A 23,982-nucleotide genomic window follows, 5' to 3' on the forward strand; every position below is an offset into this window, starting at 1 on the left:
ATCAAACAACAAAAGCCCGGCGATTTGCCGGGCTTTTTCGTTCTGACGAAGCATCGCTGGATGTTAGGCGGTTTCTGCCACCAGCTTCGCCTTGATATCAGAAACGGCCTTTTCCGGGTCAATGCCTTTTTCACGCAGCGAATCAATTGCTTCATTCTCGATCGTGCGCAGCTCCTGCAAGGTCGTCTGAACGTCTTCGAGCTGCTGTTCAAGTTCCTCGATCCGGCGACGCCCGACCAGCATCAGATGGGCAAGCTGCTCTGTCCGGCTGCGATCGGCGTCGTAAAGGTCGATATATTCCTTGATGTCTTCAAGCGAGAAGCCAAGGCGTTTGCCACGCAAAACAAGCATCAATCGCGCACGGTCACGATAATTGTAAACACGCGTCGCCCCTGCCCGCTGCGGCGCAAGCAGATTTTTGGTTTCATAAAACCGGATCGCGCGCGGGGTAATATCGAATTCTTCGGCCAGCTCGGTAATGCTATAAAGCTTGTCGTTCATGGTTTTTCTTGTTTGTTGAATGCGGTCCGTCACCATCGCAACATTCCGACAGCCCAGTCAACAGATTTACGCATACGTCAGGCGAAAACAGCCTGTGTGGCGTCTTACGATCACGTCGCCTCAATCATTGTAGGTCGGCAAAGACCGCACGTAATCAAGATCGACCGGCACATAATCCGGGCCTTCGAACACCTGCCCATTCATCAATGCACCGGGCCAAACCCCACCACAAGACAGCCAATCAGTGCCATCCGGCAAGGGAACCGTGACGCGATCACAGTAAGCTTCCTGATGCTCCGGCCGGAGTTCAAAGCGTGCGCCCAATCCATCCTCAAACAGCGGGGTATCCGAGACGCGTGGCGCATTCAGAACACCCGGGTACGGATCAAACACCCCAGGATATGTCGGATGGTTCGCAAGATCGCCAGTGAATTGCACGGGCAAGGGTCCGGCTGAAGAAAGTTCAAGCTTGTCAGCAGACCCGAAGAAGGATTGATCAAGCGGCATCATGTCTTCGGGCAGCTTGGTGGGATCGGCGTGCTCGATCGCATTGCGGGCATTGATCAGACCGCGCGTTGTTCCCTTCTTGATGTATTTCTGGCGCAGGAAAAAGCTGTTGTGCAGGCATACGGAAACGTAATCCGGCTGGGCAACAGAACCACCTTTGCCCAGCTTGAAGACAGCGCCCCCATTATATTCATCCCCCTCGGGCCCGGGACGGCTGTCAAACCAGCAGATATTGCCAAAATAGTACCAGAATCCGCCACGCACACCGTCCTGGGAGAACAGCTTGTGGCAGTTATAGAACCGGTTGCGCCCGATCCACCAACCGACTGCGGTGGCTTCGGGTTCGACCGGGTTGTCGCGGATATATCGGAAACGGTTGTCAAATATCCGCACATCCCGGTTAAAACTGCCAATCGGCGCCTCAAGGTTATGGGCGGATACGTCCATTCGAACGCCATTATAGCAATCACAGATATCGTTTCGGATGATCTCTACATCCCCGATAATGTCATCCGACCCAAAGAACGCGCCGTTCAGATAGCGATATTCGACCTTGATAACATTGCCATCCGCGTCCTTGCCGTCGTGAATTTCGTCCCAGCGGATCTGACGCCAGATATCGGGATTCTGCACCCAACGGCAGTCAGAGATCGAAATACCACGTGTCTGCTGCCCGTTGGCATAGAAGGCATAGGTGCCCTCCGTGATATCAAGATCCCGAAACGCCAGATCGTGACTGTTTTCGATATAAACCGCACTCGGCCATGCGCGTTTGATGGTAAACAGCTCCAACCGGATATGGGCGACATTGATCAACTGGAAGACGGCAAACCCCGCCTGCCCGGGGTTACTTGCCGATATCGACGGATCAGGAAGCTTTGCCGCATCAATGATCGCATCAGGCTCCCCACGGACAATGATCGGTTTTTCTGCCGTTCCGCTGCACGGAAACCGCAAGGGCGCATCACAGCTATAATCACCGGCAATCATCCGGATCATTTGGCCGGGTTGGCTTTGCGCGATGGCCTGATCAAGGGTCAGGGTCGAACGGAGTTTCGTATCGATCCAGTGATCACCCCCGTCACTTGAGACGTAAACAATATCCATAAGCCCACCCTTTCGGTTTTCGATTGCAAAACCATACTCCAAAACAACTCTGGGAAAAGTCTGTTTTTATGAATCATACCTTTTGATATTTTGTATGAAATGTTTTAAATCAATCTCATGCTGATACGAACTTACGGCATTCACCCAATATATTATCGTATAAAGGACCATTTCATGTCCCTCGCAACCGGCCTGTTTTCCAAGCTATCTCTTTCCGTGATCATTGCTGCTGCCGCCACCAGTGGCGCGCAGGCCCATTTTCAGAAAATGATCCCGTCGACCAATGTTGTTGATCAGGAAACAGGGCGGACGGTGTCCTTTGATCTGACTTTCACCCACCCGATGACCAATGGTCCGGCAATGGAAATGGAAAAGCCGCTCCAGTTCGGTATGCAGTTCAATGGCGCCAAGACCGACCTTCTGGGCAGCATCGAAGCCAAGAAAGTCGATGGTAAAACCGCCTTTGATGCGACAGCACAGCTTAAAGCCCCGGGCGGTTACGCCTTTTATCTTGAGCCGGTTCCGTACTATGAGCCCGCCGAAGGCAAGTTCATCATCCAGTACACCAAGACGATTATTGATGCCTATGACGCGGGCGAAGACTGGGATCAGATGGTGGGCTTCCCGGCCGAGATCGAACCTCTTACCCGCCCCTATGGCATTTGGACCGGCAATGTCTTTTCCGGCATGGTGCGTCACAATGGTGAGCCGGTCCCGTTTGCCGAGGTTGAAGTGGAATATGCCAATGACGGCAGCATCACCCTTCCCAACGCGACCTTTGCCACCCAGGTGATCAAGGCAGACGCCAATGGTATTTTCCATTATGCCATGCCCAAAGACGGCTGGTGGGTCTTCGCCGCCCTGATCGAAGACGGCACCATGGCGGCCCCCGACAGTGACCAACAGGTCCCGGTTGAGCGCGGCGGCGTGCTTTGGGTCAAGACGGACGCAATGGACTGATTTCAGTTGGGCAGGTGCGCATCACCTGCCCGCTTTCATTTTACCAATCCCAATTTTCACATGGCCCTGAACATGACATTCCTTCGACGCCTGACCTTGATGATCCTGTTCGCATTGATCGTACCGATCAGTGCCGCACAGGCGCATAACCTGAATGTGTTTGCGATGAGCAACGGCGACACCATCGAAGGATATGTCTATTTCACCGGCGGCACGCGCGCGCAGCAGGCACAGATCGAATTGCGCAACACCGCCGAAAAGGTTCTGTTCACCACAACGGCCCATCACGACGGTAGCTTCGCGTTTACGGTCAGCCATCGTGGTGACTACACCGTCTTTACCAATACCGGTGACGGCCATGTCGCGACTTTTGATCTTTATGCTGATGAGTTCGCCGAACACCTGCCGGTTGCCTCGGCCAATGCCGCCATCGTCGTTGAGAATGTGACCACGGCACCTGATGAGGCCAAAGCCGTTTCAGGCAACCCATCAAAAGCAAAAAATGAGGGATCCTCACAATCAGTTGCCTCCGGGTTGAGTGCCCTGTCGCATGACGAGCTCAGCACCCTGATCAATCACGCGGTGGCGCGTCAAATCGGTCCGCTACGCGAAGAGGTCAATGCCTATCGCAATGATGTCCGCATGTCCGATATTCTTGGCGGCATCGGCGTAATTATCGGGATTTTCGGTGTGTCTGCCTGGGTGATGGCGCGCCGCCAAACACGAAAGTGAGCATTCCTCACTTTCTGTGCAGTTCAAGTGTCCCCTAAACCCGATCACCGCTTTCCATTGGCCATTTTGTATGATGGCTGTCGATCACGAAACGATGCTTGTGGGTCACCGGCGGATGGTAATGGCGATGCCGGTGTTTTTCGTCGCGCCCTTCGGTGTCATGCACATGGACGTGATGCGGGTCGTTATGGTCATGCGGATGTTCATGCCAGAACCCGGGATGGCTGTGGCTGATTTCCAGCCGGTCTTCCCTTGGCCACAAAACCATCGCAGCAAAGATCGCGCAAAGCGCAAGCCCGCCCGAGGCCAGAAAAGCCACAGACAGATCAGCCAGACTGCCCAGCCAGCCAACAATGCCATAGGCAAACAGCCAGCCCCCATGGGACAGGGCGAAATTGGCGGCAAAGAACGCTGATCGGTCCCCGTCGCCCGCCGAACGCTGAACCAACCGACCGCCCGGTGTTTGCGCAAAGGTTGTTCCGGCGCCAGCAATCCCCCAAAGAACAGCAAACGTGATTACCGACGCATGTCCTGCAATCATCAATGCGCCACCAACCAGCATCGCCATTGCTGCGACGACAATGCCGGACAGCATCAGGCGACGTTCGCCCAGCCGTTCGATCAAACGTGGGATCATGAAGGCGGCCGTCATGGACCCGCCCCCTGCACAGGCAAGGAAATTGGTAGTCAGCAGCTCACTGCCCCCGAGCACACCACGGGTAAGCACCACCGTATTCACAATGATCATCGCCCCGACCGAGGATACAGCAAAATACACCGCCAGAAGCCCGCGCAATCGTGGCGTTTTCAAATAGGCCGCAATCCCGAAAATCGTATTGGCATAGATCCCGCCGGTCCGATCAGTTGGGGCGGCCTTGGGCACACTGGCCGTCATGATCAACATGGCTGAGATCGTGAACGTCAGGCTGTTGGCCATAAACAGGCTGTCAAACGACCAAATTGCAAGCAGGGCTGCGGCCAATGCAGGACTGGCAAGGTTTTCCACGTCATAGGCCAGTCGGGCATATGAAAGCCCCTTGGTGTAGACCTTTTCGTCTGGCAGCACTTCGGGGATGATCGCCTGAAATACCGGGGTGAAGGCGGCAGACGCAGCATTCACCACAAACACCAGCACGAAAATCTGCCAGACCTGATCAACGAATGGTAAACACAGCACAATTACTGCACGCAGGACATCCAGCCCAACCAACCACATGCGACGTGGCAGCAAATGCGCCATGCCGCCCGCGATCGGGGCGATGACAAGATAGGCCACCATTTTCAGAACAAGGATGGAGCCAAGCACCCGACCGGCATCATCGCCTGCAAGATCATAGGCCAAAAGCGACAACGCCACCGTCGTCAGCCCCGTCCCGATCAAAGACGTAATCTGGGCTGCGAACAGATGGCGAAAGGCCGGTTTGGCAAACGGGGATATGCTTGATGTCATCTCCGCCCTTTCATGCGCGCCCACGAGACACTGTGCTCAGGTCCTCAGGATGCGTCTTCTGCCTGTTTGGCGCGCTCGCCAGCTGTGCATTTCTTTTCGGGCAGCTGCAACATTTTACCCGTGCGCAATTCAATGATCCGTGTGGCGAGCTTACGCCGGAAATGCGGGTCATGCGACACCAGAATCATGGCTTGCGGCAGGCCAAGCAGGATTTCCTCAAGCCGACGCATGTTTTCTTCGTCAAGCGCGTTGGTTGGCTCATCGAGCAACAAGACATCAGGTTTCATTGCGAGCACGGCGGCCACAGATACCAGCCGTTTCTCACCACCAGAAAGCTCGTGCGTAATCCGTTCACGCAGATGCTTGAGATGGAGCTGGTCAAGGACCTCGTCAACGATCGCAAGCGCTTCTTCGCGGCTGGCCCCAAGATTAAGCGGCCCGAAAGCGATGTCTTCGATCACGGTCGGACAAAACAGCTGGTCATCCGGGTCTTGCACGATGAAACCAACCCGGCAGCGCAAATCATGGAATTCGGCATCGGTCACGCGCGGGGTGCCAAAGGCGCGAATTTCGCCCGCATGCGGTTTGATCAGGCCAACAAGGATCCGCAACAGCGTGCTTTTTCCTGCTCCGTTTGGCCCGGCAAGAAACAGACGTTCACCAGGATCAAGTGTCAGACTGACACGATCCAACACGTTCTGCCCTGCCCGGTAGCCATAAGAAATATCGTTCAGTTCAATAAGCGAAGACATAAATTCGATCCAAAAGGACTAAGGCGGTAATCAGGGCCAGGAAGAAAACAACGAACAAACCATCGCGACGCCGAAAGGCCATATCATCAATCATCGGAAAATGACCGCTAAACCCGCGACATTTCATGGCTTCAAGCACCCGTTCGGCACGTTCCAGCGAACGCACCACCAACATGCCAAACAAATAGCCAAAAGATCGGTATGTGTGGGCATTGTTGCGCGCCTTGAACCCGCGCAGTTTCATGGCCATGCGAAGACGGTGATATTCGTCATGCAAAACGGATATATAGCGCACCGTGAACATCATCAGATGCACAAGTGCCGGTGGGCATTTCAAACGATAAAGCGTATGCCCAAGCGCCACCGGCGTCATGCCCGACAGCAGGCTTAACATCATCAAGACAACCGCGTTGGCCCGAATACCGATCAGGATAGCATGCATCAAGCCTTCCTGACTGGCTTGCGCACCAAGGACGGTGAACATCGGCGTGCCCGGTGTTGTGAAAGGCAGCATCACCAGCATCACAATGATGAAGCCATCCATGGCCGCCATGCGCTTTAATGTCACACGCAGCGGCAAATCGGTCAGGCTCAGCGTGATGGCCGCAACCGCCAACGCCCCCAGCGCAAATTCGATTTGATGCAAGGCGACTACGACGATCGCAAACACACACGCCGCGACCACCCTGACCCGAGGGTCAAACATCCCGATGAATGACGGCGTATGTCCGCCGCCACCCGCCTGAACGTTCAAGGGTTGGTCATGCCCGAAAAGATGGCTCATGCTTTGGGTGCTTTTGCTCGTATCCGTCGCGCTGCGATGTAGTAAATGATCCCGAAGGCACCGAATATATAGCCAATCCCGCCCAGAATCGATTGAAGATCATTCTTTTCCTTATAGGCCGTGATCTCACGACGCAGCGGACGCAATTCATCCCGGACAATGGTCGCGATGATCTTTTCCTGTTCTCGGGTGATTGCAGCGTTTGAGCTGGATGCAGTTACGCTTGATGCGGCACCTGTTTGATTGGACACCGCTTGTTCGACATCTTCGACAGTCGACAAATCACTTATGGCAAAACGCGCTTCGGCCACATGCCCTGCCCCAAGATCGGCGCGAAACAGCAAATCAACATCACCGCTTGGCGTATAGACAAAGAAACCATCTTCATCGGTTGTCACTTCGTCGATCTTGTTGCCTTCAGGATCGAAAACCTCGACAAGCGTGTTTTCGGCCATATCCCCGCTTGAAAAACCGATCTCGCCTTCAATGTTTGCGCCACTGGGAAACACCGACGCAATGACCTTGTGTGCCTGCACCGGTCCAGTCCCAAGCACCATTACCCCCAAAGCGAGGGCGACCATGAAAGCCTTAGCCATTGGAAGCCTCGCCCGCCTGCTTTGCGTTAAGTGCCGCCGCCTGCAATTGGAAATCGGTTATCGGGTCTGCGGGCTGTAACAAGGCCGGTTTGACCTTCGCAATCAGATAAACCGAAGCCGCAGAGATCAAACCTTCGACAATCATGATCGGGATGTGCGCAAAGAAGACAAGCTTCGCCGCCGCGACGAATCCATCCCCGCTAAGCGCAAGGGACACCGCCACACAAAGCGTTGTTAGCGCAATTGAAAACGCCCCGGCAATGCCGCCCAGAATAGCGGCCGTCACGGGGTTGCTGCGCGACACCATGCCGCGGAACAAGAGCCCCGCCAGAACGGCTGGAAACGCGATATTGACCGTATTGACGCCAAGAACCGTCAAACCGCCAAAACCAAAGAAGATCGCCTGCAGCAAAAGCCCCACAAACAGCGCAGGAAAGGCGGTCCAGCCAAGCACCAGCCCGGCCAGACCGCTCATGATCAGATGCACACTGGATGGTCCCACCGGCACATGAATAAGCGAAGCAACAAAGAATGTTGCCGACAAAACCCCGGTTGCGGGAATTTTATCGATTGGCAGTTTCCGCAAGCCCAGCCCAAGCCCGGCCACTGCAAGAACGCCCCCGCCAATCAAGACTTCCGGTGCCAGCGCACCATCCACAATATGCATCTGTTTTGTCCCTCGCCTATTTCACATCATAGGCGCGAACCCACAGGACTGCATCCTGTGAAAGCTCTTTGCCCTGAAATTCTTTTTCAGGGCCGCTGCCAAGTGCTGCAAATCCCCAAAACCCTGCCTTGGGGACACCAAAGGTGAAATACCCGTTTTCATCTGAAATTGCCACCACAGCACCACCTGGCATCGGCGATGCGGTTGGTCCCTGTGGTGTGTTGCTGGCCATATCGGGTTCTGCGGCCATGTACTCGATCTCAATCTCGCTACCCGCGACCGGCTGTCCTTCGCTTAGAACACGACCGGTGAAGGTTGAGCCCGCGACGATATTGGTCGGACGATTGAGCGGCAGAATTTCGGTTTTGAGCCCTTGTGGCTCCATCCAGTCAGTCGGAATTTCGTTGCGGTTCACATAGGATTTCGTGATCTGCTGGATGTAAATGTCTTCGCTTTCCTCGTAATACGGGCTTGGCACGACAACCATCACGTAATCGCCGCTGCGGCGAAGGGAAAGCACACCATCAAAGGCCGCGGCCGAGTTCGCTGAACCTGTGAAAGTGATCGGCGAAAGCGTTGATTTCAAATCAATTTTCTTACCACGATTGATCGCGTAAAATTCCAGCGGCTCGACCATATCCATGACATGGCCGTTTTCGAACGGATGCCAGAAAATCAGCTTTACCGGCTGATCCCCGGCCTTGGTCACGTTTACTTCTGGCGTATAGGCCAACTGAAAATGTGCTTGGGCCGGCATGGTAGCCGACAGCACACAGGCGCTTGCGATTGCAAGCTTTCCAAGAGTCTTCAACATATAATCGTCTCTTTCTCAAACGATGCACGCAGGACAAAGGCCCCACGCGCAGGGTCAGGACAAAGAACGATAGGATGGCTGGAAGCAAGATTGCGGATCTTATCAAGACCGTGTGTACCCCTGCAACCTGACGCTCACCCCGGCGTCCAACAGTTTGATACCAAGTGCCAGGCACTCGGCAGTCAAAGGCAGGTCTCCTGGCTCGCGGTTTGAAAAGCACTACGCCTTCCCGGTATATCCCAGTGGCATATGCAGTGCTCGGACCGCTTACAGTTGCGGGGGCAGCCGTGGCCTTGTCACGCATGACGCACCACGTTCCCTTTTAAGTTGATCCATTCAGATCAACACCAAAGACACTGTCATAATCCACGTGCGACGGATCGCTGTCAACTCTTTGCCCGGTTGTGGGGCCATAATCTTTTGGGTGATGGCTTGACCTCATTGGAGCGCCGGGCAAAGATCATCACCACCTTTGGCGACGGGCTTCAAATGCCCGCATTACGATGGGCGGAAACATCATGACACCTGAAACGGTTCTTGTTTTCTGGTTCAAGGAACTCGAAGAAAAACAGTGGTTTATCAAGGACACATCCCTTGACCGCCACATCACCGAACGGTTTTCCGATTTTCATGCCGCCGCTTGTGCGGGGGAGCTGTTTACGTGGCGCACAACACCCCATGGGCGTCTGGCCGAAATCATCGTTCTGGACCAGTTTTCGCGTAATATGTATCGCGATCAGCCGCAATCCTTTGCGTTCGATACGATGGCATTGGTACTGGCCCAGGAAGCGGTTGCCTTGGGGCATGATCGCAAATTGGTGACGCCGCAGGAGCAGGCCTTTTTGTATATGCCCTATATGCATTCAGAATCCGAAATCATCCACGAGGTCGCTGTCGATCTGTTTTCTCAGCCGGGTCTTGAGCGCAATTACGAGTTCGAGCTGAAGCATAAAAAGATCATTGATCGTTTTGGTCGCTACCCGCATCGCAACGACATACTTGGCCGCACCTCAACGCCAGAGGAAACAGCGTTTCTCAAGGAGCCCGGATCATCTTTCTAAGCATGAAAAAAGGGACGGTTTCCCGTCCCTTTCATTCGGCTCGCCAAACTCCCAAACGATCAGCCAACATCCCGGTCGCGATTATCCCACCAGTCTTGAACAAGATTTTCGGCCTCGTCCATATAGTCGGCCTTGCCTGCAAGGAAGGCTGCCATGGCCGCACTGCCCTTGATCTTGGCTTCGGCGGGCGTGTCTTCAACGTCGCCGCGCCACACACCGAGAAAATGTTTGAGCGATATCGGGCTTTGTTCTTCGCCGTCCTTGGCGGTTTTGGGCAGCATCGCTGGCCAGCGCACATCATTGAGTTCCCCATTATCAAGCATCCGCAGGTCCACATGCTTGTAAGGGGTTCTTTCGGCCTCGCCCCCGCCGCCCTTGATCACACCAATACGTGGCAGTTCCAAAAGCTTTCCGGTTTCCCGATGAACATCGAGGAACGCCGGATGAAACACGCCGAGAAACGCCGATTTTGCCTGCAACGGGTTCAGCAAACGAAGCAGTGTATTTACCGGACTGCGCAAACCAAGCAACGGACGCAGACCAATCAGTTCTTGAAGTTTCGGATGCATATGGCGCAGCGGCAGATAGGCAAATCCCTTGGATGCGATATCTGATCTGGCTTCTTCGGCAGACATGGCAATCGGCAGTTTCAGCGCCTTGATGGCGGCCTCTGTGCCCATGCCATTGACCAGATGCGAGTTATAGCCATGCATCAGGATTGGCACACCGTTCTGCGACAGCAATAGCGCGGAAAGCACAAACCACGGCAATCCACGGGTGCGACCCGCCGCATAGGACGGCCAATCGAGTGCTGGACGATCAAGATTTTCGTCCTCGCCCTCTTCATCCGGTTCAAGACGGGCGGCCTTGCGGACGGCCTCGATCATGCCAGCGAGTTCTTCAGGCGTTTCTGCCCGATAGCGCAGCATCAAAAGAAACGCGCCAAGCTGGATCGGTTCGACCTCATCGCGCAGGATCATCGAGAACGCGTCAAATGCTTCCTCGCGGGTCAGGCTGCGTGACCGGCCCGGCCCACGGTAAAACGTCCGCAGATAGCCCGAAAACGGGTGCGATTCTGGTAAGGCATTCTCATCCTCGAGCTGTTCAAGATGCTCGTCGGTCATAGGGCTTCACCGGATAGTTATGTCGTTACTGGTCGTGGACGCGCGTAAAGACCCACTCTGTCTCGGTCGAGAGGTCATCCTGATAGCTGTAGCCATCCACGTTGAATTTCTTGAGCTCTTGCGGGTCTTCGATCCGATTGTCAATCATATAGCGCGCCATCATGCCACGCGCACGCTTGGCCGAGAAACCGACAACCTTGGCCGCACCACCCTTTACCTCTTTGAAAACAGGGGTAATAACCGGGCCATCAAGCACCTTGGTCTTGATCGATTTGAAATACTCGTTCGAGGCCAGATTGATCAGGCTGCGATCCTTGTGACCCTTGGTGATTTCATTGATTTCTTTTGAAATCTTGTCATCCCAGAACGCATACAGGTCCTTGCCACGCGGATTGGCAAGGCGCGTTCCCATTTCAAGACGGTAAGGCTGCATCAAATCACGCGGCTTCAACAGGCCATATAGGCCTGACAGCATCCGGAAATGATCTTCGGCCCAATCAATGTCTTTGGCCTTCATTGTATCAGCATCAAGACCGACATAGGTGTCTCCACGAAACGCGAAGATCGCCGGTTTTGCGTTGGTCTTGTCAAACGGGCGCGAAAAATGCTGAAAACGCTGATAGTTCAGATCGGCAAGGTTTTCGCTGATCCCCATAAGCTTCATAAGATCGCTGCGGCTTTTTTTGCGCGCGACATCAATAAGTTCTTCGGTGTCATCCAGAAATGCAGGTTGGGAAACAGACATTTCAGGAACGTCGGTTTCGAAATCAAGCTTCTTGGCCGGGGACACAACAGCAAGCATCAATCTGCCTCTTCTCTTTCATCTCGGTTCGATTTGTCGTAACAAGCCACAAGGCATGGGCAATGTCTAGGGCCCAACCCCATGTACAGGAGTATACGGCTGTGCATGGGCTTGGACCCTTGGCGTTAACCATAAACTTCTAATTTTGCAGAAAATCTGTCTGGCGCAAGCTTTGACGGAAGAAAGGACCCATTATGAGTGAACAAGTTCGCGCGTCGCACATTCTTCTGATGTATGCCGGTTCGGCCCGTTCGACCGCCACCCGCACCAAGGACGAAGCCCTGACCGAAATCAACGCGCTCAAGGATCAGGTTGCAAACGGTGCCGATTTTGCCGGACTCGCCAAAGCCAACTCTGACTGCCCGTCCGGCCAGCAGGGCGGCGACCTTGGCTTCTTTGGCCGTGGCATGATGGTTCCGGAATTCGATGCCGCAGCATTCAGCATGGATGTTGGTGCGACGTCTGACGTTGTTGAAACCGATTTCGGTTACCACCTGCTGCAGCGTACCGCCTAAGCACCCGCTTACGCGTCATGCACTAAAAAAGGCTGGCATTCGTTTGCCAGCCTTTTTCTTTTCAGTCGTGTCAGTAGCGCCCTTCAGAAATCAACAATCGGCGCATCAAGCGCGTACTGTCCCTTGTGATCTTCAATCTCGAGCACCCAGACGTCCGGGTCGAACCCAACCTGCTTGCGCCAGTATTCATCACAGGAAAATTCGGTTTCTCGCCCCCCGTCCGGGCTGCCAGCGACCAGCATCCAGCCCAGATCGCCATCAAGCGTCGTGACCCGAGAATAGACGAAACATCCGTTTTCAAACCGGTTGAGCTTCAAAAGGACCGCTCCGGCGTCCTCGTTACCCTTGTGGGCCACCATGGCTGTAATCAGGTTCGCCTGACAAATCGCGATCTGTCCTCGCACCCATAGCCCGGCTTTAAGGCGCGGCTGCATCTATACCCCTTCCCGCGTTGCGGTGACGTTTTCTGGCATTTGCAGGATCAGGTTCGGGTTGGGACAGATACTTTCCCAGATATCCCATTCGGACGGCTTGGCTGCGCCAAAGAAGTCGCCTTCGCGGCCGAGCATATCGAAAATGATCTGGAAATGCAGATGCGGGATCCAGTCGCCATTGATCGGGAAGTCTCCAAAGCTGCAGAACAGGTCACCCGCCTCAATTTCCTTGCCCTTATAGAGCCCTTCAAGGGATTCGCGACTCAGATGGCCATACAGCGTATAGAATTTGATGCCCGCCGCCGGTTCATGCTGCAAGATGATGGTCGGTCCATAATCAAGGTGCAGGTTGTTGTCGGCAAAGCTGTGCACAACGCCATCAAGTGGCGCGAATACCGGGGTATATGCCGGGGCAAACAGATCAATACCAAGATGCTGACTGCGGGCTTCGCCATCGTTTTTGAACTGTTCGGACTGATAGCAGATCCGGTCTTCACGATAGCGGCCAATGCCAACCGGCGCGCTGGCATCCGCCAATTGCTGCCACATGATTTCGGTCTGGCGTGCCGGATCGCTCTCGCCGCCAATTACGACATCACCGTTTGATGAGAAATCATAGACGATCTTCGCACAGCTTTTGAGATCGCATTCCATGACCGAGCGGAAACCATCGCGGTTCGCTTCGATCCAGGCGCGCAAGCTTGCGGCCTCTGGCATCGGTTCCTGGCCTTGTGCAAGGCGATCCTGATAGGTTTGAAGGCGTTGGGCTGCGGCAGTCGATCGCAAAGCGGTCACGGTGATGGCTCCGAAACAGAAAAAGGCAGGGACGATGCCCTGCCTTTAGCTACATGATTATATAAGTGATCGGCAAGCTTTGGCTTACCAGTTGGTCACTTCGTATTCACAGGACACGTCATCATCATCGGTGTCGGTCAGTGCAACCGTCAGACGGCGCATCTGCGGGTTGAAGCGTTTGATGAAGTTGAGCAGCAGCAGCGATTCTTCGGAAAGCTCGCCTGCGTCTTCGTCATCTTCATCCAGTTCACACAGCTCAACCAGCTCAAGGAACAGTGCGCCGAGTGCGCGTTTGACGTCTTCACCGCCTTTAAGGCCGCCGGTCAGATCGCCAAGCGGGCCCAAGTCGATTTCGAGTTTGCGCAGATTTGCGCTCATCTGATCGATGGCATCTTCATCAAGGACCATCTCGGCCGCGATCATATGCGTGCCGACTTCGTTGATGTTCATGAAACCGACGAACTCAAACAGGTCATCCTTGGTACGACCGTCTGCCAGCAGCTTTTCGGTATGTGCTTCGAATTCTTCGAAGTCGATATCTTCGCCAAGATCGTTTTCAAGATCGCTCATGTCGCTCTCCAATCAAAATTTGCGCTGCTGATACTCTGGATTGCGGGAAAACTCAACCCGGACTGGTGACATGGCCATCTGCTATGCAGCCATCACATTGCCTGCCAAACAATATTGCGAACGATAACGCATTATCACTAGGATTAGAATTGATCTGATCGACCGGCTTTGAATGGAACCCGATATGCCCACCTTTACGCTTCTCGACATCATCGCATTTTGCTGGGCCTTTGCCTGGTGGGTTGGCTACACTCTGTTTGCCGATGCCAGTTCAAGGCGACGTAATTCCATCTCCGCCCATATGGCGCGCAACCGCCATCGTTGGATGGAACAGATGCTCAAGCGCGACATCCGTATGGTCGACACATCGATTTCGAGTAACCTTATTACGGGCATCAGCTTCTTTTCATCGACCACCATTCTTGTCTTGATCGGTCTGGTGGCTTTGCTGGGCTATACCGATAAGGCGATTGAAACCGTATCTGCCCTGCCCTTTGCCGCTGTCACCACGCCCGGCGTTTGGGAATGCAAGGTGGTGTTGCTGATCGTGATCTTTATCTACGCTTTCTTCAAATTCACCTGGGCCTTCCGGCTATCGAATTATTGTTCCATCCTGATCGGCGCAGCCCCCGAGGCGGATGCGCCCGATGCCGCCCGTGCGGCGGCGCGCGCATCGCGGATGAGCATGATGTCAGCCCATAACTTCAATCGCGGTATTCGTGCCTATTTCTTTGCCCTGTCGGCATTGGCATGGTTCTACCACCCGGTTGCCTTCATCATCTGCGCGACCTGGGTGACGCTGGTGCTGTTTAACCGCGAATTCCGGTCCCACGCATTGGATATCCTGAGCGGTCATCACTGAGCGCAGCACCAACGAAAAAGGGCCGCGTCTGCGGCCCTTTTCTTGTTCATATGCGGTGCCGTCAAGCGGCCTGCGCCCGGCGACGGATCGCAAATGTCGCAACGATCAGCAACACCAGACCGACCGGCAGCGCCGCACTGTAAAGCAGCGTCACCCACCCGGATCCGGCATAGATCGTACCCGCAGACAGCGATGCAATCGCCACGGTCCCAAATACACAGAACTCGTTGATGGCCTGAACGCGGGCCTGTTCGGACGGACGATAGTTTTCCGTCAGGAACGTGGTCGCGCCGACAAACATGAAGTTCCATCCAATGCCAAGTAGCACAAGCGACACCCAGAAATTGCCCATCAGGTCTTGCCCGGCAAGACCGACAGCCAAACAGACAAAATTCAGGATCGCACCGGCCTGAATGACCTTAAGCGCCCCAAACCGTTTGATCAGATTACCGGTAAAGAAGCCCGGCGCATACATGCCGACAACATGCCATTGAATGATAAAGGCCGCATCGCCGAAGGCATAATTGCAATCAAGGATCGCAAGCGGCGTTGCCGTCATCACAAAGCTCATAACCGCATAACCAAATGCGCCAGCGATAATCGCAACAATAACAGCCGGCTGGCCCATCACGGTTTTAAGCGGGCGCGCTGGTTCTGGATGCTTGTGTCCGCGCATATCGGGCAAACGCAGCTGACCAATGGCAATCACCAACAGGAACTGCAAACCGATCAGGGCCACAAAGGTTCCAAGGAATGGCACCGTATCAAACCAGTCACGTGCAAAGCTTGCCAGGTTCGGCCCGATAAAGGCCGATGCCAGACCACCCAACATCGTGTAGGAAATCGCACGTGCCCGGAATTCTGCCGGTGCGGCTTCGGCCGCGGCAAAACGATACTGCATGGCAATGGCATTCCCAGCCCCGATGCAGGCACATCCAATGCAAAGCAGCCAGAAATTGGCGTAATAAACAGCCCCCATTCCCGACACCGCCCCCATCATCGCAGTGGCAGCGCCCATCCAGAAGCCGAACCGACGCCCCTTCTTGGCCATAATCACGGCTGACGGGGCCGTCATCGCCATCATGGCAATCATCATGCAGGCGACCGGCAAGGTTGAAAGCGACTTGTCACTGGCAAGCGAAAAACCAATCACCGCAGCGACAGTGAAAATCAGTGACATCGCACTGGCAGACAGCGCGACGCACAGACTTAAAATCATGATGTTCCGGCGGACTTCCGGGCTCGACATTTGGGGCTCCCTTCGGTGGCGTTGGTGGCGCCGTTATGATGTTTTCGCAAAACAGGCCAGAGTTTAAGGCTTCTATCTTGCTCTACAAGTTTGTCCTGTTATATTGGCTCTTCACCTTACGGGATAGTATCAATGCACGGCTTTGCCGACAAAAAGTTGAATGCCGCTAAAATCACTGCTTGCCGCAATGGCAGCAGCGCGGTTCGTGCTGTCCCGAAAGTCGCTTTTTTCAAAGAGCGAACTTGACCTCATCCTGAAATTCCTTTTCTTGTGCATTTACCCCGCGTAAACATGCGGGTTCTATATGTGCATTACTGAATTATGCCCGCAGATAAAGCAGAGTTGAGCCAACCATGATTGCCCTGACCCTTCCCGATGGTGCCGTGCGCGAATTTGACGGCCCGGTATCGGGTTTCGATGTCGCCAAAAGCATCAGTTCTTCGCTGGCAAAGAAGTCCTTTGCCATCATCGTCAATGGTGAATTGCGCGACCTCGCGCGCGAGATTGACACTGACGCGACTATCGAAATCGTGACCAAGGGCCATGCGGAGGTTCTGCCGCTGATCCGTCACGATTGCGCCCATGTCATGGCCGAAGCCGTGCAGGAACTTTATCCCGATACGCAGGTCACGATTGGCCCGTCCATCGAAAACGGTTTCTATTACGATTTCGCCCGTGAAACGCCGTTCACGCCAGACGATCTGGTCAAGATCGAAAAGCAGATGCACAAGATCATTGAACGCAATGAGCCGATCGTACGCGAAGTCTGGGACCGTAACGAGGCGATCAAATTCTTCCTTGAGAAAGGCGAAAAATACAAAGCCGAGATCATTGAAGACCTGCCGGAAGATGAAACCATCACCTGCTATCGCCAGGGTGATTTCATCGACCTGTGCCGTGGCCCGCATGCGCCCTCAACCGGCAAAATCGGCAAAGCCTTCAAACTGATGAAGGTTGCCGGCGCCTATTGGCGTGGTAATTCCGACAATGAAATGCTGCAGCGTATCTATGGCACCTGCTGGGAAAGCAAGGAAGACCTGGATGCCTATCTACACATGCTCGAAGAAGCGGAAAAGCGCGATCACCGTCGCCTTGGCCGTGAAATGGACCTGTTCCACATGCAGGAAGAAGCCCAAGGTTCTGTCTTCTGGCATGACAAGGGCCTGAAGCTGTATCGTCGGGTTGAAACCTATATCCGTGATCGTCTTGATGACGCCGGTTATCAGGAAGTCCGTACGCCGCAGCTTGTCGATCGCGTGCTTTGGGAAAAATCCGGTCACTGGGAAAAGTTCCGCGAGAACATGTTCACCACGACCCCGGATGAAGATGATCCCGAACGTGTTCTGGCGCTTAAGCCGATGAACTGCCCGTGTCACGTGCAGATTTTCCGTCTTGGCAGCAAATCCTATCGTGATCTGCCGCTGCGTATGGCGGAATTTGGTTGCTGTCACAGAAATGAGCCGTCAGGCGGTTTGCATGGCATCATGCGTGTGCGCCAGTTCATTCAGGATGACGCCCATATCTTCTGCACCGAAGACCAGATTGTCTCGGAAACCAAGATCTTCTGTGACCTTCTGAAGTCGGTTTACAAGGATTTCGGCTTTACCGACATTCTCGTGAAGTTCTCGGATCGCCCGGAAGTGCGTGCCGGTTCTGACGAGATCTGGGACAAGGCAGAAACTGCCCTTCGCGAAGCAGCCGAAGAAGCTGGTCTCGCCCTTGAAGTCAACCCGGGCGAAGGTGCGTTTTATGGGCCGAAGCTTGAGTTTGTGTTGCGTGACGCGATTGGTCGTGACTGGCAGTGTGGCACGCTTCAGGCCGATTTCGTTCTGCCGGAACGCCTCGATGCGTCCTATATGGGCGAAGATGGTGAAAAACACCGTCCAGTCATGCTACATCGCGCGATCCTGGGCTCGCTCGAACGTTTCATCGGTATTCTGATTGAAAACTATGCTGGTCGTCTGCCGCTTTGGCTGTCGCCGGTGCACGCGGTTGTCTGCACGATCACCAATGACGCAGATGACTATGCACATGAAGTCAAGGCAGCACTTGAAGCCAAGGGCCTCAATGTTGAGCTTGATACCCGTAACGAGAAAATCAACTACAAGGTCCGTGAACACAGCCATGCCAAGGTTCCAATGATCCTGGCACTTGGCAACCGCGAAGCCGAAGAAAAGACCGCTTCGGTACGCCGCATTGGCTTCAAGCACCAGAAGACCTTTGGCATTGATGAGCTGGGTGATGCGATGGCGGCAGAAATCCGTGATCGCGTGATCGAAGCCGAATTCTGATCAAGCCAAGATAAATAAACATAAAGCCCGCAAGTCAAATGCTTGCGGGCTTTTCTTTTAACCAAACGCCAAATTATTCCGGCGGAAGTTTCGGTTTATCTGACGGCGGCAATGATCCGCCACCAGCCCCGGACAGGTCCAGTTTCGGCATCCCTGACCCCGATCCGCCTTGCTGTGCGCGGGTCTGTGCATAGGCAACCGATGGGTGGCGCGCATTGCCAAACACCTGACCGATAAAGCGCCAGATTTTTGGCACAAGCCAGACCAGAAGCAGCACGAACACAGCAAGCAGCACAAAAAATAGCACCGGATGGAAGGCAACCGTGTAAAGGGCGCCAAAGACAGCCACATCCTCGGCGACCGACGCGACGCTGTTGCTGATTGGCTCAGGTGATGTGTTGATCGCAGCACGGCTTCCCGCCTTGGTAAAATGGCTTCCGGCTGCAACAGTACCGCCAACCAGCAATGCAATCGCGGTCTGAACACCATCCCCCAACCCGACATCAAGGCCGCCAAGGGCCCCGGCCGCAAGCAGTGCCCCAGCCGGAATACGGATAAAGGTGTGAATCGCGTCCCACACGCTATCAACGATCGGGATTTTATCGGCGACGAATTCGATCAGATAAAGGAACATCGCAAGGGCGAGTACCCACCAGCTTCCCAGAACCTGCAGTTCTGGTGGCAAATCCAGCAGTCCGAAATTGTTCATGAAACCGAGAACAACGACGGTGCCATACAGGTTTACACCGCTGGCCCAGGCCCCACCCATTCCCAAAGCAAGAGTTTCAATCACACCCACGAATAACGCCCTTTCAAAGCCACAATTCTCACCAACAAGTGACTGGGCAAAACTTCCAGTTGTGATAAATCACACTTTCAAAGCGTCCCAACGCACGTATTAATGCCAAACCAGATCCAAAGAAAGGTACGACGATGAACCGTGAAGGTGAAACCCCAAAAATGATCAAGGCATGTGCTGTGGTGATGATGCTTGCCTCCCCGCTTCTGGCAGGCAACGCTTTTGCGATGGGAAGCTCCGATAGCTGGAGTTCAGAGGGAACGGATCTTTCGGCCGTAACCGAGCTTGTCGATACCGAAATGTACGAGATGGCGATCGACAAGATCGAAACCATGCTCGAAGACGATTCTGAAAACGCCGATCTTTATAATTATCTGGCGTACAGTCAGCGCAAAATGGGCGATTTTGACAGTGCTGCGCAGAACTATGAACGCGCCCTGATGATCAACCCGGAACATGCTGGCGCCCTTGAATATCAGGGTGAATTGTTCCTGCAGACAGGCAAGCCTGAGATGGCCGAGGAAAATCTGGCCCGCCTTCAAGAAGTTTGCGGCACGGGTTGCGACGAATACAAAATGCTGGCCAGTAAAATCAGCAACTAGTCGACATATTGGACCTCAGAAAACCTATTCGTCAGGATAGGTTCCCTTTTGTGGGCGGAAAGGCCATATGTCTGCTTTGGTTGGACTTACGCAAACGGGAAGATACATGTCAAACGCTGTGATGAGCAAAAGCTATTCGGTCGTTTGCCTGCGGGCCACAGGGCAGCAGATGGAGCTGGAAACGGTATCCGATTACAGCGCTGCCCTGAGTTCTGCAAAAAGTGCAATTGCCAATAAAAGCAATTCTGAAGTCCGTATCGTCGAAAACAAGTACGACCAGGCAAGCCGCAAGGACAAAAAGCAGGTCATCAAGATTCTGACGCCCGAGAGTGCGGGTGTGACAAGTGGTTCTGCAGCACGCCCTGGCAAAAGCCCCGGCATGACGCGTGAAACCGCCAAACAGGCCACCAAGGGGATTATCAATATCGTCATTGCGGTAACCGTTTTGATCCTGTTGGTGGGGATCATGATCCCGTTGGCGATGCGATAATTGATCGCCACTTTGAGCCGCCGTCGGCTTCTTTATCTTCCTGATTTTCCAGCAGACCTGATCACAGTCCTCCTGTTTGCAACAGTTGTCTTTGCTGCCAAGGAAAGATATAACTTTCCCTGATACAGTGATGATCAGGTGAAGCGTGAAAATCAGGTCTGCGACAACAAGAAACAATCCACGCCGCAATTGGCGATGGCTCACTGCCGCAGCTCTCCTGCCGCTTCTTGCTGGCTGCAGTACGGATGATCTGTCCGGGCTTTGGTTAGGGTCATCATCATCGCCGCAAGAAATCAGCGCGACATCAACCAATCAGGCGACCGCGACCGAAAAGGCGACCTTTAACCGCGCAGCCTGCGGGCTGTTTTTCGGCAACGGAAACTTGCCCGGCACAGCGAAAGGCGGCAATGGCGCGTCTGCCCCCATTTCACTGGATGGCAGTCCGCAGGAAAACCTGCTGCAGGCCATTTCCTATGACATGGACGGAAACTACGAAAACGCCCGCAAACTTTATGTCTGGCTGACCGCAACACCACCTGACATGAAAGTTGATCTTGATTGCGGACAGGGTGTCCGTCTGTCGGGCAGTATCAATTCCCTCGCGCAAAGACGGCTTGTCGCGCTTGACGCGGCATCGCCTGAATATGCGCGCTCCGCAGAAATTGACAAAGTTGTCGCCGCAGCAACGGTTGCCCCAGGCCCGGAATTACCCGACCCGCCGCAAGTCGAGCGAGATCGCCGATTTTATGAGACCGGCGGGGTTGTCGAGGCTGAGCCGGAAGCACCGACCACGACCGTGGAACGCATGGAAATGGAAGTCAGCGACAACACAGCCCAGCTGACGCGGGTTGAGCGGCGCACGACGTCTGCTGCGCCGGCATCTTCCCCTGCCCCGTCTGCGACACCGCGGGCAACGGCGGCATCTGCCGCATCATCGGCAACAGTGCCTGCCCAAACACCGCCTGCGGATACCGTTGCAAAACTGGCGCCGGTCGCAGCGCCCGATCCGGCCGCCTCTGCACGCCCGGCACCTGTGCTTGAAGCACCGACTATTGCCGGTGACGCCGCGACGACCGAGCATACCGGTGTTCGCGTCACCTCAAACAGCCGCCCGGTCGAACAGGGTGAGCTTGATGTCGTTGATCGCCAACCAGAAGCCGCGTCGATGATCGAACTGCCGATTACCGCGGCGCAAACGCCTGCTCCTGCCCGTGCCCCTGCGCCAGCTCAGGTGCCGCAACAACCAATCGCACCATCAGCAACGCAGGCGAACGCCCCTTACTATGCTGTTCAGCTGGCCGCCTATCGCTCACGCGGTAGAGCTGAAACCGCTTGGTCGGAGTTCCAGAACGCTCGCCATGGCATGCTTGCCACGGCCGATCATGAAGTTGTGAGTATTGCGATTGAAGGCAAAGGTTTGTTTTTCCGCTTGCTCACGGGGATGTATGGATCCTCTTCGGAAGCGACGCGGGCGTGTAACACCCTGAAATCTGCCGGTACTGATTGCCTTGTGCGCCGTGTTACCCCTTAAGCGTTTGCCGTTGCTTGGCTGATGCCGCCATCTTGCGTGACCGCATCAGTCCATCCGGCCGGGTTTTTCGGCCGTGCCTTCGGACAAAGCCGGGCATTTTTGCCAACAGATACTCGATCTTGGCGTTGTGTCGGTAGTAGCGCCAACGCAGATGCTGGATAAACCGTCTTGTCCGTTTTGAGCCCGCCGCGAGCAGCGGGATGCCAAGCGCAATAAAGACCATGCCAAAAAATGGTGGTGGTAGCGGCAAAAACACCAACCCGATCAGCAAACAGACCACGCCTGCAAGCATCAAACCCATTGATTGCAAATGCTTAAGCTTGCGCAAAGCCAACCCTACCGCGCAGTTCCACCGACTTTGAATGTGGATTATCCAGACGATGCAAAGCCCTGCCAAAAGAATGTTCAAAGACATTTGATCAAGAGGGGAATTGCTATTGTCCGCGTCTGGAGTACATTGCACCCATGAACGCAAAAAATTCTACGGGAAAAACGACATGTTCTCCGTGCTAAAAGCCGACAAACCGAAAATGCCAACCGCCGACACCGCCTTGCTTGGCCGCGACGAGGCCCTGCCCGTTGCAGATGCCAATGTGGTGACAGGCAATCCGATGAAGGGACCGTTCCCTGAACATCTTGAAATTGCGATCTTTGGCATGGGCTGTTTCTGGGGTGCCGAACGCCTGTTCTGGAAGGCACCGGGGGTTTACAGCACGGCTGTTGGCTATGCTGGTGGCTACACCAAGAACCCGACATACCGCGAAGTCTGCAGCGGCATGACAGGTCACGCCGAAGTAGTCATGGTTGTCTTTGATCCGAACGTGACGTCTTACGCAGCGCTATTGAAGCTGTTCTGGGAAAACCATGACCCGACGCAGGGCATGCGCCAGGGCAATGATGTCGGAACGCAATATCGGTCCGTCATTTATGCCCGCACGGCTGACCAGCAACAGACTGCGACGAAGTCGCGCGAAGAATATAACGCCGCCCTGAAAGCTGCTGGTCAGAGTGATGTGACAACCGAAATCACCGAGGCGCCGGAATTCTTCTACGCCGAAGACTTCCACCAGCAATATCTTCACAAAAACCCGGACGGGTATTGTGGCCTTGGTGGTACTGGCGTTTCGTGCCCGGGCATGTAACAAAGACCGTAATCAGACCGGTTTGCCGCCGTATTCCCGACTAAGATCCGCACAAACCCTGCGGATCTTAAGCCCCAGTTGTTCAATGTGATCGTTGGGAATGCGTGCGGCCGGCCCCGAAAGCGACAGGGCCGCAATTGGCAGGCCCGTCTCATCGCGGACAACACCGGCGACACAGCGCAAACCAACCGCGTGCTCTTCGTCATCAAGGGCATAACCGCGTTGTCTGGAACGTTCCAGATCCTGTTCCAGCGCGCTCTGGGTGATGAGGGTTCGCTCGGTAATCTTTGGCAAACCGTGCTGGGCGACAACGGAATTCAGTTCTTCTTCTGGCAAGAACGCCAACAGGGCCTTGCCCACACCCGAACAGTGCATCAATGCACGGCGGCCCGGCGTTACCAGTGCCCGCATCATTTTACGGCATTCGACCTGCGACAGGAAGATGACCTCCCCACCATCCGCGACAGCAAGATTGACGGTCTCACCGCTGTCTTCCATCAAGGCCCGCATGTAAGGCCGGGCGATCTGGCTCAGATTCCGGTTCTTGGTAAAGGCATTGCCAACACTAAAGGCCTGCACCCCGACAAACCACAGTGTGCGTTCCCCGTCAAACGCCACATAGCGTTCATGTTGCATGGTGGTCAGTAGCCGATGGGCTGTTGAGGGCGGCAACTTCACCTGTTGCGCAATTTCGGTCAGAGTCATCCCGTCTTCGCTTTCGGCAAGCGCGTTGAGGATGCTTAATGCTCTGACCAGTGACTGGACCTGCTGCATTCAGCGACTTCTCCCTGCAAGTGGTCGATTATCCCGACCATCATTGTCATGTTGTCTCTGAATGTTAGGAG

General features: G+C 54.6%; 27 protein-coding genes and 1 riboswitch. Of the genes, 10 read left to right on the top strand and 17 right to left on the bottom strand.

The window, feature by feature from the left end; translation table 11 throughout:
- Positions 1–63: 63 nt before the first annotated feature.
- On the bottom strand, positions 64–501 hold the full coding sequence (locus tag ACXAIA_RS06250) for a MerR family transcriptional regulator (RefSeq protein WP_475348579.1): 438 nt from the start codon (positions 499–501) through the stop codon (positions 64–66).
- Between the two features lie 120 nt (positions 502–621).
- Positions 622–2,115 (bottom strand): right-handed parallel beta-helix repeat-containing protein, encoded by a 1,494-nt coding sequence (locus ACXAIA_RS06255; protein WP_475348580.1) that lies wholly within the window; start codon positions 2,113–2,115, stop codon positions 622–624.
- A 174-nt stretch (positions 2,116–2,289) separates the two neighbouring features.
- Here ACXAIA_RS06255 and ACXAIA_RS06260 point away from each other — a divergent pair, with 174 nt between their 5' ends.
- Together ACXAIA_RS06260 and ACXAIA_RS06265 are read left to right on the top strand one after the other, a co-directional pair.
- Positions 2,290–3,075, top strand: coding sequence for a DUF4198 domain-containing protein (locus ACXAIA_RS06260; protein ID WP_475348581.1), 786 nt, complete (start codon positions 2,290–2,292; stop codon positions 3,073–3,075).
- A 72-nt stretch (positions 3,076–3,147) separates the two neighbouring features.
- Complete coding sequence (locus tag ACXAIA_RS06265) at positions 3,148–3,807, top strand: hypothetical protein (RefSeq protein WP_475348582.1); 660 nt, start codon at positions 3,148–3,150, stop codon at positions 3,805–3,807.
- A 34-nt stretch (positions 3,808–3,841) separates the two neighbouring features.
- Here the strand turns inward: ACXAIA_RS06265 and ACXAIA_RS06270 are convergent, their stop codons facing one another.
- Genes ACXAIA_RS06270 through ACXAIA_RS06295 form a run of 6 tightly spaced genes read right to left on the bottom strand, consistent with a single transcriptional unit; the run spans position 3,842 to position 8,870 of the window.
- On the bottom strand, positions 3,842–5,257 hold the full coding sequence (locus ACXAIA_RS06270; RefSeq protein WP_475348583.1) for an MFS transporter: 1,416 nt from the start codon (positions 5,255–5,257) through the stop codon (positions 3,842–3,844).
- 44 nt (positions 5,258–5,301) lie between these two features.
- Entirely contained in the window at positions 5,302–6,009 is a 708-nt protein-coding gene (locus ACXAIA_RS06275) for an energy-coupling factor ABC transporter ATP-binding protein (protein WP_475348584.1), read from the bottom strand.
- Positions 5,993–6,793: a cobalt ECF transporter T component CbiQ gene (cbiQ, locus tag ACXAIA_RS06280; protein WP_475348585.1), complete on the bottom strand. Its 801-nt coding sequence runs from the start codon at positions 6,791–6,793 to the stop codon at positions 5,993–5,995. Before cbiQ ends, ACXAIA_RS06275 begins: the two co-directional genes overlap by 17 nt.
- Positions 6,790–7,389, bottom strand: a complete 600-nt coding sequence (locus tag ACXAIA_RS06285; RefSeq protein WP_475348586.1) for a cobalt ABC transporter permease — start codon at positions 7,387–7,389, stop codon at positions 6,790–6,792. The genes cbiQ and ACXAIA_RS06285 overlap by 4 nt, the downstream gene beginning before the upstream one ends.
- Entirely contained in the window at positions 7,382–8,056 is a 675-nt protein-coding gene (gene cbiM / locus ACXAIA_RS06290; protein ID WP_475348587.1) for a cobalt transporter CbiM, read from the bottom strand. Before cbiM ends, ACXAIA_RS06285 begins: the two co-directional genes overlap by 8 nt.
- A 16-nt stretch (positions 8,057–8,072) precedes the next feature.
- The gene (locus tag ACXAIA_RS06295) at positions 8,073–8,870 is read right to left on the bottom strand and encodes a DUF4198 domain-containing protein (protein ID WP_475348588.1); all 798 of its coding nucleotides are present in this window, start codon (positions 8,868–8,870) and stop codon (positions 8,073–8,075) included.
- A 170-nt stretch (positions 8,871–9,040) separates the two neighbouring features.
- Positions 9,041–9,237: riboswitch (cobalamin riboswitch) on the bottom strand.
- A 151-nt stretch (positions 9,238–9,388) separates the two neighbouring features.
- On the opposite strand from ACXAIA_RS06295, the gene ACXAIA_RS06300 reads away from it, so the two are divergent.
- A complete protein-coding gene (locus tag ACXAIA_RS06300) occupies positions 9,389–9,931 on the top strand; it encodes a DUF924 family protein (RefSeq protein WP_475348589.1) in 543 nt (180 codons plus the stop codon).
- A gap of 59 nt (positions 9,932–9,990) precedes the next feature.
- On the opposite strand, the gene ACXAIA_RS06305 is transcribed toward ACXAIA_RS06300, so the two are convergent.
- The gene (locus ACXAIA_RS06305) at positions 9,991–11,055 is read right to left on the bottom strand and encodes a glycosyl transferase family protein (protein WP_475346099.1); all 1,065 of its coding nucleotides are present in this window, start codon (positions 11,053–11,055) and stop codon (positions 9,991–9,993) included.
- Between the two features lie 25 nt (positions 11,056–11,080).
- Positions 11,081–11,857: a peroxide stress protein YaaA gene (gene yaaA, locus ACXAIA_RS06310; protein ID WP_475348590.1), complete on the bottom strand. Its 777-nt coding sequence runs from the start codon at positions 11,855–11,857 to the stop codon at positions 11,081–11,083.
- A gap of 194 nt (positions 11,858–12,051) precedes the next feature.
- Between yaaA and ACXAIA_RS06315 the strand changes: the two genes are divergently transcribed.
- Positions 12,052–12,372, top strand: coding sequence for a peptidylprolyl isomerase (locus ACXAIA_RS06315; protein WP_475348591.1), 321 nt, complete (start codon positions 12,052–12,054; stop codon positions 12,370–12,372).
- A gap of 83 nt (positions 12,373–12,455) precedes the next feature.
- Here ACXAIA_RS06315 and ACXAIA_RS06320 read toward each other — a convergent pair whose 3' ends face one another.
- From ACXAIA_RS06320 to ACXAIA_RS06330, 3 genes are all read right to left on the bottom strand, one after another.
- Positions 12,456–12,806, bottom strand: a complete 351-nt coding sequence (locus ACXAIA_RS06320; RefSeq protein WP_475348592.1) for a DUF1491 family protein — start codon at positions 12,804–12,806, stop codon at positions 12,456–12,458.
- A complete protein-coding gene (locus ACXAIA_RS06325; protein ID WP_475348593.1) occupies positions 12,807–13,601 on the bottom strand; it encodes a peptidoglycan DD-metalloendopeptidase family protein in 795 nt (264 codons plus the stop codon).
- 84 nt (positions 13,602–13,685) lie between these two features.
- Complete coding sequence (locus ACXAIA_RS06330) at positions 13,686–14,171, bottom strand: hypothetical protein (RefSeq protein WP_475348594.1); 486 nt, start codon at positions 14,169–14,171, stop codon at positions 13,686–13,688.
- 184 nt (positions 14,172–14,355) lie between these two features.
- Here ACXAIA_RS06330 and ACXAIA_RS06335 point away from each other — a divergent pair, with 184 nt between their 5' ends.
- A complete protein-coding gene (locus ACXAIA_RS06335; RefSeq protein ID WP_475348595.1) occupies positions 14,356–15,033 on the top strand; it encodes a DUF599 domain-containing protein in 678 nt (225 codons plus the stop codon).
- Between the two features lie 61 nt (positions 15,034–15,094).
- On the opposite strand, the gene ACXAIA_RS06340 is transcribed toward ACXAIA_RS06335, so the two are convergent.
- Positions 15,095–16,282, bottom strand: a complete 1,188-nt coding sequence (locus ACXAIA_RS06340; protein WP_475348596.1) for an MFS transporter — start codon at positions 16,280–16,282, stop codon at positions 15,095–15,097.
- 353 nt (positions 16,283–16,635) lie between these two features.
- Between ACXAIA_RS06340 and thrS the strand changes: the two genes are divergently transcribed.
- Entirely contained in the window at positions 16,636–18,573 is a 1,938-nt protein-coding gene (thrS, locus tag ACXAIA_RS06345) for a threonine--tRNA ligase (protein WP_475348597.1), read from the top strand.
- Between the two features lie 73 nt (positions 18,574–18,646).
- Here thrS and ACXAIA_RS06350 read toward each other — a convergent pair whose 3' ends face one another.
- Entirely contained in the window at positions 18,647–19,372 is a 726-nt protein-coding gene (locus tag ACXAIA_RS06350) for a DUF4126 domain-containing protein (protein ID WP_475348598.1), read from the bottom strand.
- A gap of 134 nt (positions 19,373–19,506) precedes the next feature.
- Between ACXAIA_RS06350 and ACXAIA_RS06355 the strand changes: the two genes are divergently transcribed.
- From ACXAIA_RS06355 to ACXAIA_RS06365, 3 genes are all read left to right on the top strand, one after another.
- Positions 19,507–19,974 carry a tetratricopeptide repeat protein gene (locus ACXAIA_RS06355; RefSeq protein WP_475348599.1) on the top strand — a complete coding sequence of 156 codons (468 nt, stop codon included), beginning with the start codon at positions 19,507–19,509 and terminating at the stop codon, positions 19,972–19,974.
- Positions 19,975–20,080: 106 nt separating this feature from the next.
- Positions 20,081–20,464: a hypothetical protein gene (locus tag ACXAIA_RS06360; protein WP_475348600.1), complete on the top strand. Its 384-nt coding sequence runs from the start codon at positions 20,081–20,083 to the stop codon at positions 20,462–20,464.
- A gap of 145 nt (positions 20,465–20,609) precedes the next feature.
- On the top strand, positions 20,610–21,995 hold the full coding sequence (locus ACXAIA_RS06365) for an SPOR domain-containing protein (protein ID WP_475348601.1): 1,386 nt from the start codon (positions 20,610–20,612) through the stop codon (positions 21,993–21,995).
- On the opposite strand, the gene ACXAIA_RS06370 is transcribed toward ACXAIA_RS06365, so the two are convergent.
- Complete coding sequence (locus tag ACXAIA_RS06370) at positions 21,985–22,323, bottom strand: PGPGW domain-containing protein (protein ID WP_475348602.1); 339 nt, start codon at positions 22,321–22,323, stop codon at positions 21,985–21,987. The genes ACXAIA_RS06365 and ACXAIA_RS06370 overlap by 11 nt on opposite strands.
- A gap of 169 nt (positions 22,324–22,492) precedes the next feature.
- Between ACXAIA_RS06370 and msrA the strand changes: the two genes are divergently transcribed.
- Positions 22,493–23,137, top strand: a complete 645-nt coding sequence (msrA, locus tag ACXAIA_RS06375) for a peptide-methionine (S)-S-oxide reductase MsrA (RefSeq protein ID WP_475348603.1) — start codon at positions 22,493–22,495, stop codon at positions 23,135–23,137.
- 12 nt (positions 23,138–23,149) lie between these two features.
- Here the strand turns inward: msrA and ACXAIA_RS06380 are convergent, their stop codons facing one another.
- Positions 23,150–23,911 carry an IclR family transcriptional regulator gene (locus ACXAIA_RS06380; protein ID WP_475346113.1) on the bottom strand — a complete coding sequence of 254 codons (762 nt, stop codon included), beginning with the start codon at positions 23,909–23,911 and terminating at the stop codon, positions 23,150–23,152.
- Positions 23,912–23,982 lie beyond the last annotated feature (71 nt).

The organism is Thalassospira sp. ABL2_045 (genome assembly GCF_056161285.1).

Excerpts from the sequence above, each read along its gene's own strand:
- ACXAIA_RS06250 (WP_475348579.1), bottom strand. The coding sequence starts at position 501 with ATGAACGACAAGCTTTATAGCATTACCGAGCTGGCCGAAGAATTCGAT.
- ACXAIA_RS06255 (WP_475348580.1), bottom strand. The coding sequence starts at position 2,115 with ATGGATATTGTTTACGTCTCAAGTGACGGGGGTGATCACTGGATCGAT.
- ACXAIA_RS06260 (WP_475348581.1), top strand. The coding sequence starts at position 2,290 with ATGTCCCTCGCAACCGGCCTGTTTTCCAAGCTATCTCTTTCCGTGATC.
- ACXAIA_RS06265 (WP_475348582.1), top strand. The coding sequence starts at position 3,148 with ATGACATTCCTTCGACGCCTGACCTTGATGATCCTGTTCGCATTGATC.
- ACXAIA_RS06270 (WP_475348583.1), bottom strand. The coding sequence starts at position 5,257 with ATGACATCAAGCATATCCCCGTTTGCCAAACCGGCCTTTCGCCATCTG.
- ACXAIA_RS06275 (WP_475348584.1), bottom strand. The coding sequence starts at position 6,009 with ATGTCTTCGCTTATTGAACTGAACGATATTTCTTATGGCTACCGGGCA.
- cbiQ (WP_475348585.1), bottom strand. The coding sequence starts at position 6,793 with ATGAGCCATCTTTTCGGGCATGACCAACCCTTGAACGTTCAGGCGGGT.
- ACXAIA_RS06285 (WP_475348586.1), bottom strand. The coding sequence starts at position 7,389 with ATGGCTAAGGCTTTCATGGTCGCCCTCGCTTTGGGGGTAATGGTGCTT.
- cbiM (WP_475348587.1), bottom strand. The coding sequence starts at position 8,056 with ATGCATATTGTGGATGGTGCGCTGGCACCGGAAGTCTTGATTGGCGGG.
- ACXAIA_RS06295 (WP_475348588.1), bottom strand. The coding sequence starts at position 8,870 with ATGTTGAAGACTCTTGGAAAGCTTGCAATCGCAAGCGCCTGTGTGCTG.
- ACXAIA_RS06300 (WP_475348589.1), top strand. The coding sequence starts at position 9,389 with ATGACACCTGAAACGGTTCTTGTTTTCTGGTTCAAGGAACTCGAAGAA.
- ACXAIA_RS06305 (WP_475346099.1), bottom strand. The coding sequence starts at position 11,055 with ATGACCGACGAGCATCTTGAACAGCTCGAGGATGAGAATGCCTTACCA.
- yaaA (WP_475348590.1), bottom strand. The coding sequence starts at position 11,857 with ATGCTTGCTGTTGTGTCCCCGGCCAAGAAGCTTGATTTCGAAACCGAC.
- ACXAIA_RS06315 (WP_475348591.1), top strand. The coding sequence starts at position 12,052 with ATGAGTGAACAAGTTCGCGCGTCGCACATTCTTCTGATGTATGCCGGT.
- ACXAIA_RS06320 (WP_475348592.1), bottom strand. The coding sequence starts at position 12,806 with ATGCAGCCGCGCCTTAAAGCCGGGCTATGGGTGCGAGGACAGATCGCG.
- ACXAIA_RS06330 (WP_475348594.1), bottom strand. The coding sequence starts at position 14,171 with ATGAGCGATCTTGAAAACGATCTTGGCGAAGATATCGACTTCGAAGAA.
- ACXAIA_RS06335 (WP_475348595.1), top strand. The coding sequence starts at position 14,356 with ATGCCCACCTTTACGCTTCTCGACATCATCGCATTTTGCTGGGCCTTT.
- ACXAIA_RS06340 (WP_475348596.1), bottom strand. The coding sequence starts at position 16,282 with ATGTCGAGCCCGGAAGTCCGCCGGAACATCATGATTTTAAGTCTGTGC.
- thrS (WP_475348597.1), top strand. The coding sequence starts at position 16,636 with ATGATTGCCCTGACCCTTCCCGATGGTGCCGTGCGCGAATTTGACGGC.
- ACXAIA_RS06355 (WP_475348599.1), top strand. The coding sequence starts at position 19,507 with ATGAACCGTGAAGGTGAAACCCCAAAAATGATCAAGGCATGTGCTGTG.
- ACXAIA_RS06360 (WP_475348600.1), top strand. The coding sequence starts at position 20,081 with ATGTCAAACGCTGTGATGAGCAAAAGCTATTCGGTCGTTTGCCTGCGG.
- msrA (WP_475348603.1), top strand. The coding sequence starts at position 22,493 with ATGTTCTCCGTGCTAAAAGCCGACAAACCGAAAATGCCAACCGCCGAC.
- ACXAIA_RS06380 (WP_475346113.1), bottom strand. The coding sequence starts at position 23,911 with ATGCAGCAGGTCCAGTCACTGGTCAGAGCATTAAGCATCCTCAACGCG.